The organism is Parapedobacter tibetensis, assembly GCF_024704835.1.
Taxonomy (GTDB): Bacteria; Bacteroidota; Bacteroidia; order Sphingobacteriales; family Sphingobacteriaceae; genus Parapedobacter; species Parapedobacter tibetensis.
The window spans coordinates 214,982-231,532 of sequence record NZ_JAMXBE010000002.1 but is presented as its reverse complement, the minus strand read 5'-3'; the positions used below and the strand labels follow the sequence as shown (position 1 = coordinate 231,532).

Here is a 16,551-nt window from a genome sequence, read left to right as displayed (position 1 = left end):
AACATAAAAGACGTTTAAGACGGGGACATAAGATAACTGATGGCTGATAGCTGATAAACTGCTGAAAACTGACAAAATGATCAAGAACTATTTCAAAACCGCGTGGCGGAACCTGAAGGAACACAAGTTCCATACCTTCGTTAACGTCAGTGGCTTAGCGTTTGGCTTGGCTACGGCTATTTTGCTGCTCCTTTGGGTGCAACATGAGCGAAGTTACGATCGCTTCCATACGGACTATTCCCGTATCCATCGGTTTACCGCCCATTTGGATGCCAATACCGTTTGGGAAGGGGTACCCGGACCACTAGCCGTTTATGCCCAGTCTCTGCCCGAGGTCGAGGGCATTGTCCGTGTAAACGAGTGGAATGGCCAGGTACTGGCTACCGAAGACCGGAGTACCGTGCTCGATGGTTTTACCACCGCCTATGTAGACAGTACTTTTTTAACGCTATTCAACTTCGAGCTGCTCGACGGAAAGCCCGCGCAGCTATTCCCCAACCCGCATAGCATTGTCCTGACTGAATCGACAGCAAAAAAATTCTTCGGAGCCGATGACCCTATCGGCAAGGTACTCCAATTCAGGGGAGATAACCTCACCGTTACCGGATTGCTGCACGACTTTCCGGATAATTCGTCCCTGGCATTTGACGCCCTGTTACCCATGGCCTATTATGCGCAGCGATTTACCGCCGATGGGGGCAATGGCCAGTGGAAAACCATCGATGTAGACATGGGCAGTTACTCTTTTACCACTTTTGTCAAATTACGTGACAATGCCCGTCCCGAGGCGGTCGGAAAAAAGTTCACCCAACTGTACAAAGATGCGCGAAACGGGGAAAGCACGGTGCAGTTTAAATTACAGCCACTCGCAGACATGCATCTGGTTAGTGTAGACGGAAACAATGCCCCTGCAAGGATGGTACAGATCTTTTTGCTCATTGCCATCATGGTGTTGGCTATTGCGGCGGTAAACTATATCAACCTCACCACCGCCCGTGCGCTGGTGAGGGCCCGTGAGGTGGGCATCCGGAAGGTTGTCGGCGCCAGCAAGGTGCAATTGTTCATGCAATTTATCGTGGAAACCGCGTTGCTATTCTGTTTCGCCTTGTTGATCGCCATCGGACTGATTGTCTTACTCCTACCGCTGTACAACAACATCGCTGGCAAGCAACTCCACTTTTCGCTATCCAACGTGGAAATCTGGAAAGTCATCGGTTACTCAGCGTTGGGTACGTTACTAGCGGCGTCTATCTATCCTGCGCTCCTACTTTCCGGCTTCCAGCCGCTCCAGGTGATGAAAGGGAAAATGGCTTCCGGCACCGGCGCCGCACTACTTCGCAAGGTCCTCGTGGTTTTCCAGTTCGCCATTTCCATGGTGCTGATCGTAGCCACATTCGTCATCAGCCGCCAAATGACCTACATGCGGGAGCTCGATCTCGGCTACGATAAAAGTTACGTATTCAGTGTATCGCTCCCCGACGATGCGGTGGAGCATATCGATGCGGTGAAAAATGAATTGAGAAACCATCCGGGCATCATCAATGTCGCGCTTTCAGATATGTACGACATGACCAATGCCGGCGCTGCTACGGGTGACCTCGAGTGGCCCGGAAAACCTGCCAACAGTAGCCTCATCATCACTCAATCATCAATCGACGAGGATTTTATCCCCACCATGGGTATCCAATTGTTGGAAGGGCGGAATATAACAGGTACAGCAGCCGACAGCAACCTATATGTTGTTAATGAAGCAGCCATCAGGGAAATGGGCCTCACTCCGCCCTATGTGGGCACGCCCATCAGTTTCCACGAGCGGCCGGGAACCATCGCCGGCGTCGTGAAGGACTTTAATTTCAAGCCCCTCAAAGAGAAAATTGGCCCATTGCTCTTTTTCCATTGGTGGGATGGCAACATGCTGTATGTACGTACCACCGCAACGAAGGCTTCGAACGCCATTAAGGCCGTTGAACAGCAATACCAAAAATATGCGGGCGACGCCCCCGCTCCCTTCAAGTATAACTTTGTAGACCAGCAGTTTGAGGCTAAATACCGGACGGATCAGCGTGCTGGCCTTCTTTTCAACATATTCGCCGGCATTGCGATTTTCATTTCCTGCCTCGGTCTTTTGGGGCTCTCAACCTACACGGTTCGCCAACGGGTGAAGGAAATCGGTATCCGCAAGGTACTGGGAGCAAGTGTGGGCAGCATCGTGCAACTGCTGTCTACCGGGTCTATCCTATTGGTGTTCTTGGCCGTTGTCATCGCCTCGCCCATTGCATGGTGGGTAATGAATACCTGGCTGGACGATTTCGCGTTTCGGATCGATATTGAGTGGTGGATGTTTGTTGTAGCGGGGATTGCAGCGTTGCTGATCGCGCTATTGACGGTGAGTTGGCAAGCCATACGGGCGGCAGTGGCTAATCCGGTGGAGTCGTTGCGGGATGAGTGATGTTTCAGCCTATTGCTCCCCGTCTGGATCCGGGGCGCTACACTGCCGCCTCCTAGGTCGGGGTCGCAACAGGCTGAAACGATAGTGGTGGGAAGAGGGGATGAATAAATACTATGTACTAACTATTAAGTACTAAAGAAAATGCTAAAAAACTTTTTCAAAGCCACCTATCGCCACTTGTGGCGCAACAAGCTCTTCACGATATTGAATATGCTCGGGCTGTTCATTGGCATTAGTTCGGCCGTGGTCATCTCCTTGATCGTCTATTACGAATTCAGCTTCGACACCTTCCAACCCGATAACGACCAGATATACCGCGTCGTGCTCGATGCCAACTTCAATGGGGTTGAAGGTCACAGTGTCGGCGTGCCTGCACCTTTAGGCAATGCCCTACCAAGTGCCCTCACGGGAATCGAACAAACCATCCCCGTATTCCAGTTTCAACGTGATGCCACCGCCGACGTGCAAGTTGATGGGGACAATGCTTCCAAACCCCGTCTATTCAAAAAACAAAAAGAGATTGTCTTTACTAACAGTGATTACTTCCAATTGCTGGGATACGAGTGGATTGGCGGAGAACGATCGAATGCCCTAGCACAACCATTCACCGTTGTAATCACGCAAAGCCGTGCACGGCTCTATTTTCCAGATCTATCACCCGTAGCGGTCATCGGTAAACAGCTCACCTATAATGACCTGACCCTTACCGTATCCGGTATTGTGGACGATCTGGATAAGCCCACGCATTTCGGAGGTAGGGAGTTCATTTCCTTGGCTACCATTGAAGCTTCTCCGCTGAAGGATAATTTCATGATGGATGTGTGGGATGACTGGATGACCTATTCCCAACTCTTTGTCAAATTATCGGCAAACCAGTCGGCAGACGCTGCTCAGGCTCAGCTGAATGTGCTTTATCAACAACACAACACCGAACGGGGTAAGGACATCACGCTTACCCTGCAACCGCTCCATGACATCCATTTCAATCGCCTCTACCCCAGCATCAATGGCCGTATTGCACAGAAGACGACGCTCTATGGCCTAATGGCCGTGGCGGCTTTCCTGCTACTGTTGGGCTGCATCAATTTTATCAACCTCACCACCGCACAGGCATCGCAACGGGCAAAAGAAATTGGCATCCGCAAAACGATGGGTAGCTCCAAGATGCAATTGATTCGACAATTTCTGGGTGAAACCGTCGTCATGACCAGTATCGCTACCCTCCTTGCGGTGCTATCCATCCCGATAATCCTTCGGTTATTCTCCAAGTTCATCCCCGAGGGACTGACGACCGATTTCATGTTCCAACCCGGCTATGCGTTGCTGCTCTTGCTGCTGGTCGCGGTGGTCAGTTTTCTTGCTGGATGTTACCCCGCACTGATCTTGTCTGGATATACCCCTACAGCCGTTTTAAGAAATCAGGTGTCGGGACTGACCGGACAGACCCGGCATGCGGGCATACGCAAAATACTAACCGTATCCCAATTCGCCATTGCCCAGTTTTTTATTTTGGCGACCATCATTGTAAGCCAGCAAATCAACTATTCCATTGACTCTGATATGGGGTTCGACACGAAGGCCGTTGTCAAGTTTGATGTGCCTAGAGACGTAGCCGAAACGCGTAGCAGGCAGCTGTTGCATACCGTCCAATCCCTTCCAGGAATCGAGTTGGCGAGCACCGGATTTTTCGCTCCGGCCGACCGCGGGGTGGCTTTTACCAACGTCGCCTACCACAACGGCAAGGAAGAACTGAAACCGAATTCCCAAATCCGGTGGGGTGACGAACATTACCTTGATGTATACGGAATTAAGCTAGTTGCGGGCAGGAATATACTGCCTGGTGATTCTACGAACGAAATTCTTATCAACGAGCAGTTTGCGAAGGAAATCGGTTTCCAGCAGCCGGAAAAAGCGTTGGGTGAATTTCTGAGCTGGAACGGCAATGCGGTACCGATTGTGGGGGTCATGAAAAATTTTCACGATCAATCTACCCGGTCATTCATTAGCCCCTTGGTGTTTCAAAAAAATAACGGATCGACCTTCCATGTGCGGCTCAAGCCAAACCGAGATGGCCAATCGTGGAGCGATGCGATAGCTCAAATCCAAAAAGCATACCACAGCCTGTATCCCGATGAGGATTTCAACTATCAATTTGTGGATGAGATGATTGGTCAGTTTTACGAACGCGAACAAGCTACCGCCAGCTTATTGACCTGGGCGATGTCGCTTTCTATTTTAATCAGTTGCCTTGGATTGCTGGGTTTGGCTACCTACACCATTCATACGCGCAGTAAGGAAATCGGCATTCGCAAGGTACTGGGCGCAACAGTAGGCAGCATCGTACGTCTCTTGTCTAAAGACTTCGTGAAACTGGTCGTCATAGCCCTGGTTATCGCTTCACCCATCGCATGGTGGGCCATGAATCAATGGTTGGCCGACTTTGCGTACCGCATTGATATCGAATGGTGGATGTTTGCAGGCGCCGGATTGGCGGCCATGGTGGTCGCCGTACTGACTGTGGGCTCGCAAGCGATACGGGCGGCGATGGCCAACCCGGTGGACAGCCTAAGGGATGAGTGATGCAACCAAAATAAATTAAATACAACACATGTCCCTTTGGCGGACGGGAGGATAGCTTATGATGAATATGTTTTTTAGGACAGCAATACGCCAAATGCGCAAATACCGATTTCATTCCTTTTTGAATATCTTCGGATTAGGTCTGTCCATAGCCTGCTGCCTTTTTATCTATATCTTTAATAGCTATCAATTAAGCTTTGATCGATTTCATCCCGATGCTGGCCGGACCTTCATAGTCGTTGAGGATCTTCACCTTGACAAAACGGAGCATAACAAAGGTGGTTCCTATGCCATGTATGAAGCGATACAACAGGAATTGCCACAGGTGGAAAAAGCTGCCATTTACATAGAAAAACAGGATTTCACCCTCAAAATAAATGATCAGTTGCGAAAAACAGACGGCAAAGCTGCCTTTGTTTCTTCTACATATTTTGAACTGATGGATTTTCCTTGGTTGCAAGGGGATCCCGATCAGTTAAACGAACCCAATACGGTCGCACTAACCCAATCTATGGCCAAGATCTTCTTTGGTAAAAAGGAGGCTGTGGGCCAAACAATTTATGTCGATGGCCAATTCCCGGTGGAGGTAATAGGTGTAATTGACGATAGCCGCAAAAATTCCGACTTCCGGTCGGAAATATATTTTTCGCTTGCCTCCATCGGTGCACTGCGCCAGATACCTGACGGAGATGGCTTCTTCAGCAACTGGGGATACACCCATTCTTCCAACAATATCATCTTGACCTTACATAACGCGCAGGATAAAGATAAAGTGGAACAAGGCATTCATGATTTGGTGGCTAAACATTGGGACAAGGATGTGCTGAACTATTATTCTTACAAATTACTTCCGTTAACATCCTTTCATTTTGATGCACATTATGGCAAGGCTACGCAACATTCCCTGTTGGTGATCCTTGCGGTCATAGGTATTGGGATTCTATTTATGGCCACCGTCAATTATACCAATATGGTTTCTGCGCAGCAGCTGTACCGAAGCGTGGAAATGGGCATCCGAAAAGTATTGGGTAGTTCAAAAAAGCAATTGTTCGTCCAATTCATGGCCGAATCCATGTTGGTTTCCTTCCTCGCCTTGTTATTAGCCTGGCTACTATGTTGGTTCTTCATGGATTGGGCAAATCACTATCTATTCATCAACGAACCGATTCAACTATTATCCATAGGTAAATTCTTTGCTATATCGGTTGGCGTGTGGTTTAGCATATGTCTATTGTCCTGCGTTTTCCCATTATTTTCCCTAAGCATGGCCCATATACATACCGCTTTGAAGAAGCAAATGACAGGAAATTGGAACTTGGGCAGAAAGTCGTTAATCGTATTCCAGCATGTCATTTCCTTAGTGCTGATCTCGTCTACCATTGTCATTGTCAGTCAGGTTTCTTATCTCAAGAATACGGATATGGGCTTTAATCGGGAAACCGTACTCCTTTTTCCCTTGAAAAAGGATATGTTGGCGACTAAGGAGAGCCTCACCCACTTTCTTCACAACCGCAGCGATATCCAATCCTTCACTTTTTGTGATAATCCGCCCTCGAATGAGAAGGTTTGGGGCGGCACCATACAGTTTGACAACAATCTGGAATGGGAAAGTTGGGCACCTCGATATGCTATTGGCGACACTTCCTATCTCCAAACTTTTGGTATCCAACTCGTCTCTGGCAGGAACTTCAAGAAGGATTCCGCAAATCCGGAATTTCTTATCAACGAAAAAATGGCCTTCGATTTGGGCTTTAATGATCCTGCGGATATTGTTGGCAAGATGTTGATGGCCGGCGGATTAAACGATCAACATAGTGGTCGGATTGTCGGTGTGGTCACGGATTTCAATACCAATTCATTGAATGAAGCTGTATCGCCTACGGTGATTGGCTATAATGAGACACGCCTAAAGACCCTGGCCATAAAATATGCTGGGAATAATCCCGGCAGGTTATTGAATGCGCTGGAAAAAGAATGGAAAGCTTGGTATCCGAATGCATTTTTTGAATACAAGTTTTACGATGAGCAAATAGCTAATCTTTACGAAAAGGAAGCGCTATTGGAAAAGCTTATCTGGATTGCCGCAGTGGTATCCATCATCATCAGTTCGCTGGGTTTTCTGGGTCTACTTTCGATTATGGTTGTTCGACGGACCAAAGAGATCGGCGTTCGCAAGGTTTTGGGTGCGAGCGCTAAGGGCATTGTCAGGCTTTTATCAACGGATTTTATGAAATGGGTTGGGTTGGCTTTTCTTATTGCCGTACCTATAGCCTGGTATGTCATGAGTAAGTGGCTCGATCATTTTGTTTACCGCATCGAACTGCAATGGTGGATGTTTATGCTGACGGGTATTTTGGGTTTTGCCATCACATGCGTCACCATTAGCTACCAAGCCGTCAAGGCTGCTAATGCCAATCCGGTGGATAGTTTGAGGGATGAGTGAGTGAGGTAGTGAGCAAGGGAACTTGGAAGCGAGTGAACTGGTGAACGAGTGAGGCGGTGGGCTAGTGAACTTATGAGTGAGCGAGTGAAATAGGTATGATGATGCGAAGGATGCCTAAAGACTAAATACTTTGTACTAAGTACTAAAGAAAATGATTAAGAACTATCTCAAAATCGCCTGGCGGAATATCCGCAAAAACAAGCTGTATAGTGCCGTAAATATTATCGGGCTCACTACGGGTATCGTGTCTTGTTTGCTCATTGGCCTGTATGTGTGGAACGAACTGACGTACGATAACTTCCAGGAAAATGGCGACCGCATCGCAAAAGTGTATATGGAGTACCAGTTTTCCGGCACGCTGAGCAAGACGGATGTTACCGGAACGAAAGTGGGGCCGCAATTCCAGCGGACATTTCCGCAAGTGGAAACCTATGTACGCACAATGAAGTATACCCATTCAGTTTCCGATGGTGTTAAATCGTTTGAAGAGAACCGGGTGCTGTATGCCGATGCGGATTTCTTCAAGCTTTTTTCGTTTTCATTGCTCATGGGTAGCAGCACAACTGCACTCGACGCGCCGCGAAAGGTGGTATTAACCCCCAAGGCGGCAGAGAAATATTTTGGTACGGAAGACCCGATTGGAAAAACTTTGCGCTTGGATGGCAGTGACCTAGAATATGAGGTGACCGGAATCGCCGAAGAAGCTCCCTTGAATTCCCAAATCCAGTATGATATCCTCCTATCCTTCACTAGTCTTGGTGCTTCAAAAAACGAACAGTGGAAATCTGCCAATTACCACACCTATTTATTGTTAAACGATGCCAATCAGCTGCCGATACTTGAAAAGCAGATAGCGGACTACATGAAAGAGGTGAACCATACGGAGATGGGTATAACCGAAGGCAGCTCGGACTATTGGACATACCACCTGGAACCGCTAGAAGCCGTACACCTGCATTCTGCCGTAGGCAACAACTTTGAGGCTAACGGAAACATCACGTATATCTACGTGCTAAGCATCGTCGCCTTCCTGATCCTGCTGATCGCCTGCGTGAATTACATCAACCTAGCTACTGCCCAATCGGTGAGCCGGGGTACGGAAATCGGCATCCGCAAAGTAATGGGTGCCGGTAAATCCCAGTTGTGGAAACAGTTTTTAGGGGAATCGTTTGCCATCACCCTCCTCGCTACCGGCCTAGCGATGGTCATCAGTATGCCCCTCCTGCCGCTATTCAATACGGTTACCGGAAAAGAATTCACCGCTGCGCTGTTTGTACACCCGAAGGCTTTGGCCGCCATCCTGTTGTTGAGTTGCCTCATCGGCGTCATAGCAGGAGCCTATCCCGCATTTGTGTTGACGAGCACAAAATTGGTAACCATTTTGAAATCGGGAATCCGCGTTTCCAGTTCGGGCGGCATGCTTCGAAAATCCTTGATTACGGTTCAATTTGTCATCGCAATTTTTCTCGTAGCAGCCACCTTGATTGTGGCCCAGCAACTTTCCTATATCCAACAAAAGAACTTGGGTTACGACCGTGAGCAGGTGGTTGTATTGCCTGTAGACAATAAAACAAAACCCTTGTACGAGCAACTGAAAGCGGCATTTCAAAACATACCGAATGTCACCAGTGTAACCGGCTCCTACGAAGATCCCACGTCCATTGGGTGGGGTGATGGTATCACGGTAGATGATGGGCATGGTATACGGGAATTATCGTTGAATGCTACGCCCGTGGATCTCGACTACCTGAAGACCATGGGTATGCAATTGGTTGCTGGCAGAGACTTTAGCCGGGCAGATTTTGCACTGCAGGATACGAGCGAAAATTACAAGAACTTCAGGTCGACCTTCATCCTCAATGAAAAAGCGGTAAGCGACCTCGGTTGGACAGCCGAGGAGGCTATCGGAAAAACGGTGGTGCGATACGGACAGGGAACGGTGGTGGGCGTTGTAAAGGACTTTCATTTTGAATCGTTGCACGCGCCAATCGGACCACTGCTTGTCTTTCTGGACACCAACGTGGTACGGCAACTCTTTGTAAAGATAAGCACCGAAAACACAGCGCAGACCCTGGCAGCACTGGAATCGGCGTGGAAATCGCGCATTGCACACCGGCCGTTCGACTATCACTTTATGGACGAAGATTTCAATGCGTTGTACAAAGCCGAAGCGCGCATCGCCAATCTATTCTCGCTCTTCTCGGGTGTCGCTATTATCTTGGCCTGTTTAGGCTTATTTGCTTTGGCTGCCTTTACGACCACGCAGCGCACCAAAGAAATCGGCATCCGGAAAGTCTTGGGGGCCAACGTGGGCAATATCACGTTTATGGTTTCCAAGCAGTTTTTGAGTTTGGTAGGTATAGCCATCGTCGTAGCCATACCACTGGCGTGGTGGGCAGGCAATAGTTGGCTGGCAGATTTCGCATACCGCATGGACTTGAGCTGGTGGATATTTGCGCTGGCCGGTATCGCAGCTGCTTTGATTGCCTTGGCGACGGTCAGCTACCATGCAATCCGGGCGGCGCGGGCCAATCCGGTGGAGAGTTTGAGGGATGAGTAGCGGGGGAACCTCGAAGAGCTCATCGACTCCATAGAAAACGAGTACGGCGTCGATAAAATCCCGACCCATCGGGATCGCACGATAAAACTACGTGTTAAGGTTTTCGAGATCATCTAAATCCTTTGGTCTTCCACTTTGTCTTTTGGCTTCAACAAGGCTATCCTTATGTATCGTACGGATACTCAAATCATCATCCTCAAAATAAACAGCATGTTGGTAGCACGTTTCGAAATCCATCCCTTTTACTTGAACCATGATGTCAATGGCCACAGGTGGAATCCCAAATGTGAATACGTCCCATACCGGATGTGATAGAAAATTATCCGCTGTCATATCGAAAACCGGCATGCCAAACTGCTCGAATGCTTTGCATAGTCGCTTATAGTTCTCTTCGGTACGTTCTACCCATATATCCATATCACCAGTCGTACGCGAATAACCATGCAGTATCACAGCGAACCCACCTACTAAAAGATATCGCACGTCTTTCTCGTTTAATGCGAGTAAGAAATCCCTAAAATCCTCATTAAAGATGTTACCTCTCAAGCTAGCCCCTTCCTCTGACACTAAATTTTGTTCGGTTAAGGCGAGGCGGGGAATCAATTGGATAGTTAAAAGCGATACTATTTAGGTATGCCGATATCGCCAATCGCGCCGTCCAATGCTTATTTTTATAGTATAAGGCGTGGTTGGCCGCCTCATCTGCAGTTTGTGCCTTAAATGCATTTCTGTTTAAACGGAAATCCGACATCGCCCCAAATATTTTGTGGATCAGCTAACAATCAAACAAAAGTAGTAAAATTTTTTACTACCAGCAGTTTGACTGTTCGCATATGGACAACAGGTGTTCGATATCGAACACTTTTACCAATACATACTTAGAAAGTATACTCATTATCAATATATTACTTTTTTGGTGTGAAAACTGTGACCCAAGTTACGGTTAGACTGTTTTTTGTTTCTGTCTTTCTGGTTTTGCAAAGATAGCCGTTGTGGGTCGGTGACAGGCAGACGATGGCGGTGATGGATGAAAAAATGAGGATATATGAAAGCAAGGAGTAAAGAGAAGGATAAAAGGAAAAAAGATTCGCCGGTCTAACTACTAAGTACCAACTACTATGGACTAACTACTAAAGAAAATGCTAAAAAACTATTTCAAAACCGCTTGGCGCAACATTAAGCGCAACAAATCTTACGCATTTATCAATGTATTCGGACTATCGTTGGGCATCGCTTGCGCGCTGCTTATCTTCGCGCTAGTGAGCTACCATCTTAGTTTTGACACGTTCCACTCGAAGAAAGACCGTATTTACCGCTTGATAACGGAATGGCATGACGGGGAGGTGGGTCGCTCTTCCGGTGTTCCCCGTCCGTTAGGAAAGGCCATCCGGTCTGATTTCAGCTTTGCGGAGCATACCGCACGGATTGTCCGTTACCGAAATACACTGATTTCCCTACCCGGATCGGCCGACAATAAAAAATTTGAGGAGGAGTCTGGAATAGCCTACACCGAGCCAGCGTTCTTCTCTATATTTAATTATCCATTGCTTCAAGGGGATAGTAAGACGGTACTCCGCAAACCAAACGAGGCCCTCATCACTGAACAAATCGCCAAGAAATATTTCAGCGACGAAGACCCGATGGGCCAGACACTGAAAGTCAACAACGAAACCGATTATGTGGTGAAGGGTGTATTAAAAGATCTCCCAAGCAATACTGACATTACGCAGGAGATTTTCATTTCTTACCATCAACTGCTACATGATCCCAATGAGAACATTTGGAGTGGGGTGCACAGCGGAACAAACTGTTATACGTTGCTAAAAAAAGGGGTAGACGCCAATCAAGCACGAGAAGCAATGGCCAGCTTACCCGCCACTTATTACGAAGGCCGCGATGCCAAGATTTGGAAGTTTAACCTACAACCCCTAGATGATATTCATTTCAATCCCGAGCTTGATGGCTACATCAATAAAAACTACCTCTGGGCCTTGTCGCTCATCGGCCTATTTTTGCTCATCACTGCCGGGATCAACTTTACCAACCTCGCTACCGCACAGGCGATGAATCGATCCAAAGAAATCGGCATCCGCAAAGTATTGGGTAGCAAGCGGAAGCATTTATTTTGGCAGTTTATTGCGGAGACGGCCATCATTACATCGCTTGCCACCGTACTGGCCTACGGCATCGCCACCGTTACACTGCCGGTCATCAATCAGTCATTGCAATCGGAAGTCCAATTACAGCTTTTCAGCGCTTGGGAAATGCCGGTGTTTCTTGGTTTGGTGATTGTATTCGTGATTTTCCTTTCGGGTTCTTATCCCGGACTGGTGCTTTCTGGCTTCCGGCCCATCCATGCACTCAGGAGCAAAATCACCCAAAAGGAAATTGGTGGTTTCTCCCTGCGGCGTGTTCTCGTCGTAGGCCAATTTACCATTTCGCAGGTGCTCATTATCGGTACCATCATCATCGCCAGCCAGATCCGTTATGCCCGGCAGGCCGATTTGGGTTTCAACAAAGAGGCCATTGTGAGCCTATCCATCCCGGAGCAGGATCATGTATCCAAAATGAAGACCATGGGCAACCGGCTGGCGACCGTAAATGGCGTGGAGGATGTGTCTCTCAATTTCAATCCACCAGCTTCGAACTGGAACTTCAGCACTGGTATACAATATGACAATCGCCCGGAAGACGAACATTGGAGCGTCAACATGAAATATGCGGATGATCAGTACCTAGCTACATTTGATATTGCGTTGGTTGCGGGGCGAAATATTTTCCCTTCGGATACGGCCCGCGAGTTTTTGGTCAATGAAACGTTTGTTAAAAACCTTAATCTGAACACGTCGGAGGAGGTAATCGGAAAGCAAATCGCTGTCAACGGAAGAACCGAAGTTGGCTCCATTGTCGGCGTGATGAAAGACTTCTATAATTATTCATTCCATACGGAAAAAGCTCCAATTTGTGTGGCATCCTCGATTAGGGAATATCGGAACTGTTCGATCAAGCTTAACGGTCGGGAGTTGGTCGCATCCATGGCCGAGTTTGAAAAAATCTGGAACGAAACGTATCCAGATTATGTATACTCCTACCAATTTTTGGATGAAGCAGTTGCCGAGTTCTACGAAATGGACAACATCATGCTTCGGCTGATCCAGGGTTTTGCTTTAGTGGCCATCCTCATTGGTTGTTTGGGCTTGTACGGGCTCATTTCGTTCATGGCGCTGCACAAGACCAAAGAAATTGGTGTACGCAAGGTACTCGGTGCCAATGTCTCGCAGATTCTGTGGCTTTTCGGCAAAGAGTTTGCCCGCTTGCTGTTGATTGCCTTCGTCATAGCCGCCCCAATTGCGTGGTGGGGTATGAACAGGTATTTGCAGGATTTTGCTTATCAGGTGACGATCGGGGCCGGTGTATTTATGCTCGCCATCGGTGTTACGTTTGCCATTGCCACACTGACGGTAGGTTATCGGTCGATGAAGGCCGCGATGGCCAATCCGGTAGATAGCTTGAGGGATGAGTGATGGGTAGTTGATGCGGTAACTCGTTATTCCGCCATCAAATCAAAATTCAGAAAACCGTTCATTAACCTGAAGTGCTTATCGAAACATGGAAAGCTTTCTTATTCCAACGGCTTTTCTACCATGACATAGTGATATCCAACCCTTCCATTGTCCGCTATTGAACAACAGGTGTTCGATATCGAACACTTCTCGAACCAATTATCGATTTATTTGGCTTACTATCAATATATTGTGGTTTTGGCGCAAAATATGTATCGTTTTATGGGGTTGACTATTTATCGACAAAAAAACGAAGGAACTAGGTATTATAAGCAGTGGGCTTATTCGCGAATAAGCAAAAGACGAATGATCAAACCATCCGCCAACTGGCGGATAGCTGAAGCACCCATAAAAAAGATCAAATAATCATGCTGAGACCATCCCGATGAAATGGGATAGCTGTAACAGCGATAAAGAACAAACTATAATGTTACAACCACCCCAAGCATTGGGGTAGCTGAAACACCATAAAAAAACAGACAAGATGCTGAAAAACTACCTCAAAATCGCTTGGCGGGACATGAAGAAAAACAAGGTTTTTTCGTTCATCAACATTATGGGACTTACCGTGGGTATGACGGCCTGCTTCCTGATTTTCCTGTATATCAAATTCGAACTGGGCTACGACAAGTTTCACAGCAACGCCGACCGTATATACCGTATTGTATGCGACATTAAGACACCTACGGAAGTACTCAATGCCGGAGGGCCATCATGGGCAGTACCGCCCAATGTAAAGGATGAGTTTCCCGAAGTGGAAGCCTTTGTGCGTGTCAACAACACCAGTTTTATCGCGAAGAAAGGTGACGTGCAATTCCAAGAAGACAACTGCGCATTCGTTGATTCTGCGTTTTTCCAGGTATTCGATTTCAGTCTGGTCAAGGGGGATAAGCAGACCGCGTTGAAAGAACCTTTCAGCATCGTACTCACAGAAACATCCGCAAAAAAATATTTTGGCAACACCGACCCCATAGGGCAAACGCTGTTGATCGACGAGGAGGAACTTACAGCTACGGTGACTGGTGTCATGGCGGATATGCCGGAAAATACCCGACTGAAGGCGGATATGTTGGTCTCTATGAGTACGCTCACTCAGAAGCTTAACCCCAAGCTCGATGAGCAATGGGGTAATTATGGCGCTCAAGCCTACCTCTTGCTGAATCCAGGAAGCGATGCAGGTGCCCTACAGAAGAAATTCCCTGATTTTCTTGAAAAGCGGAATGGAAGTGAAATGAAACAGAGTCAAATGTACGCAACCCTTTTCCTTGAACCGCTGAAGGATGTGTATTTATACTCAACACGAAATGGCTCCAATACTGGCAATATCAACAATGTATATATCTTTTCCATGGTGGCGGTATTCATCCTGTTGATTGCCAGCTTCAATTTTATCAACCTGACCACAGCCCGCTCCACCGAACGGGCCAAGGAGGTCGGGATACGCAAGGTGGTCGGTGCGGCCAAAAGCCAGCTTACCAAACAGTTCATCGGCGATTCGCTGTTGTTGTGCTTGATTGCCTTCCTATTTACCGTTGGATTATCCGTACTCATGCTACCCCTGTTCAACCAGTTGGCGGGCAAACCGGTCAGCACGGGTGTTTTTTCAAACGTTGGCTACATCGGCATTCTGCTTGTGGCGGCCATCTGCATTGGATTGCTTGCCGGCATCTATCCAGCACTGGTCCTTTCGGCATTCAAGCCCGTTACGGTATTGAAGGGACGCTTTGCCACGGGCACAAAGGGAATCTTTTTGCGAAAGGGCTTGGTCATTGCCCAGTTCACCATTTCCGTTGCCCTGATCTTCGGCACCATCATCGTGTACAATCAGATGCAGTATATGCGCAATCAGGATTTAGGGTTCAGCAAGGACCAGATGTTGGTTGTGGACACGAAGGGAAGCCCATCCAAGGAAGCGTTTAGGCAGGCCCTCACTGGCATTCCAGCCGTGAAATCCAGTGCGCTGTCGGGCAGTGTGCCGGGCGGTGGAAATCCAGGCGCCTACTCCGAAATCGAAAACATAACGGGAGATCTGCAAATTGCTAATCTTGACCTGTATTTTGTGGATTTTGACTACATCGACCAATACCAGATAAAAATGCTGGCAGGCCGGGGATTTTCGAGGGATTTCGGAACCGATAGCACGCAGGCCATGGTGATGAATGAGGCGGCCGTGAAACTTTTTGGCTACAGTTCGCCTGAAGAGGCGATAGGAAAGCGTTTTAAACAGTGGGGCCGCGAAGGAACGATCATCGGCGTGATGAAGGATTTCCATTTCCGGGGATTACAAGGCAAAATCGAACCCTTGACCATGCGTATCGAACCTGAGGCCTTGAATCTCGTTTCCATCCATGTTTCGACGGCGAATATGCCGGCTACTATTGCTGCGATTGAAAAGGAATGGAAGGCAACGGTAGGGAACCAGCCTTTCAACTATTTCTTCTTGGATGAATACTTCAATAGGCAATACCGCAGTGAAGAGCAATTCGGCAGGTTGTTCCTGAACTTCGCCATACTGGCCATCTTCATCTCTTGCCTAGGGCTGTTTGGCCTCGCATCATACAGTACCGCGCAGCGGGTCAAGGAAATCGGTATCCGTAAGGTGTTGGGTGCATCCGTACCCAATATTGTGCGGATGCTATCGTCTGATTTTATGAAGCTCGTATTGATTGCCATCGGGATTGCCTTACCATTTGCATGGTGGGTGATGCACCGGTGGTTGGCCGATTTTGCCTACCAGACTGATATCAGCTGGTGGATGTTTGCGGTGGCGGGGTTGACCGCGGTAGTGATTGCCTTGGCAACAGTGAGCTGGCAGGCCATCAAGGCAGCGGTGACTAATCCAGTTGATAGTTTAAGGGATGAATGATTTTTTGGACGCAGATTCGCAGATTCGTTAATGCGCAAATTCGTATAGACGCATGAACGAATAGGCGAATTAACGAAACCCGACGCAGGA

At 47.9% G+C, this 16,551-nt stretch carries 7 protein-coding genes; 6 read left to right on the top strand and 1 reads right to left on the bottom strand.

Annotation, left to right across the window (positions count from 1 at the left end; all coding sequences use genetic code 11):
* Nucleotides 1–76 precede the first annotated feature (76 nt).
* From NF543_RS03550 to NF543_RS03535, 4 genes are all read left to right on the top strand, one after another.
* Nucleotides 77–2,449, top strand: coding sequence for an ABC transporter permease (locus NF543_RS03550; RefSeq protein ID WP_257666728.1), 2,373 nt, complete (start codon nucleotides 77–79; stop codon nucleotides 2,447–2,449).
* A gap of 141 nt (nucleotides 2,450–2,590) precedes the next feature.
* A complete protein-coding gene (locus NF543_RS03545; protein ID WP_257666727.1) occupies nucleotides 2,591–5,029 on the top strand; it encodes an ABC transporter permease in 2,439 nt (812 codons plus the stop codon).
* Nucleotides 5,030–5,087: 58 nt separating this feature from the next.
* On the top strand, nucleotides 5,088–7,472 hold the full coding sequence (locus tag NF543_RS03540; RefSeq protein ID WP_257666726.1) for an ABC transporter permease: 2,385 nt from the start codon (nucleotides 5,088–5,090) through the stop codon (nucleotides 7,470–7,472).
* Between the two features lie 151 nt (nucleotides 7,473–7,623).
* Nucleotides 7,624–10,032 (top strand): ABC transporter permease, encoded by a 2,409-nt coding sequence (locus NF543_RS03535; RefSeq protein WP_257666725.1) that lies wholly within the window; start codon nucleotides 7,624–7,626, stop codon nucleotides 10,030–10,032.
* An 87-nt stretch (nucleotides 10,033–10,119) separates the two neighbouring features.
* On the opposite strand, the gene NF543_RS03530 is transcribed toward NF543_RS03535, so the two are convergent.
* Nucleotides 10,120–10,578, bottom strand: a complete 459-nt coding sequence (locus NF543_RS03530; protein WP_257957429.1) for a DUF6036 family nucleotidyltransferase — start codon at nucleotides 10,576–10,578, stop codon at nucleotides 10,120–10,122.
* Between the two features lie 593 nt (nucleotides 10,579–11,171).
* On the opposite strand from NF543_RS03530, the gene NF543_RS03525 reads away from it, so the two are divergent.
* Together NF543_RS03525 and NF543_RS03520 are read left to right on the top strand one after the other, a co-directional pair.
* Nucleotides 11,172–13,556 (top strand): ABC transporter permease, encoded by a 2,385-nt coding sequence (locus tag NF543_RS03525; protein WP_257666723.1) that lies wholly within the window; start codon nucleotides 11,172–11,174, stop codon nucleotides 13,554–13,556.
* 523 nt (nucleotides 13,557–14,079) lie between these two features.
* Nucleotides 14,080–16,461: an ABC transporter permease gene (locus tag NF543_RS03520; protein ID WP_257666722.1), complete on the top strand. Its 2,382-nt coding sequence runs from the start codon at nucleotides 14,080–14,082 to the stop codon at nucleotides 16,459–16,461.
* Nucleotides 16,462–16,551 lie beyond the last annotated feature (90 nt).

Coding starts and splice junctions, on each gene's coding strand:
- NF543_RS03550 (WP_257666728.1), top strand. CDS start 77: ATGATCAAGAACTATTTCAAAACCGCGTGGCGGAACCTGAAGGAACAC.
- NF543_RS03545 (WP_257666727.1), top strand. CDS start 2,591: ATGCTAAAAAACTTTTTCAAAGCCACCTATCGCCACTTGTGGCGCAAC.
- NF543_RS03540 (WP_257666726.1), top strand. CDS start 5,088: ATGATGAATATGTTTTTTAGGACAGCAATACGCCAAATGCGCAAATAC.
- NF543_RS03535 (WP_257666725.1), top strand. CDS start 7,624: ATGATTAAGAACTATCTCAAAATCGCCTGGCGGAATATCCGCAAAAAC.
- NF543_RS03525 (WP_257666723.1), top strand. CDS start 11,172: ATGCTAAAAAACTATTTCAAAACCGCTTGGCGCAACATTAAGCGCAAC.
- NF543_RS03520 (WP_257666722.1), top strand. CDS start 14,080: ATGCTGAAAAACTACCTCAAAATCGCTTGGCGGGACATGAAGAAAAAC.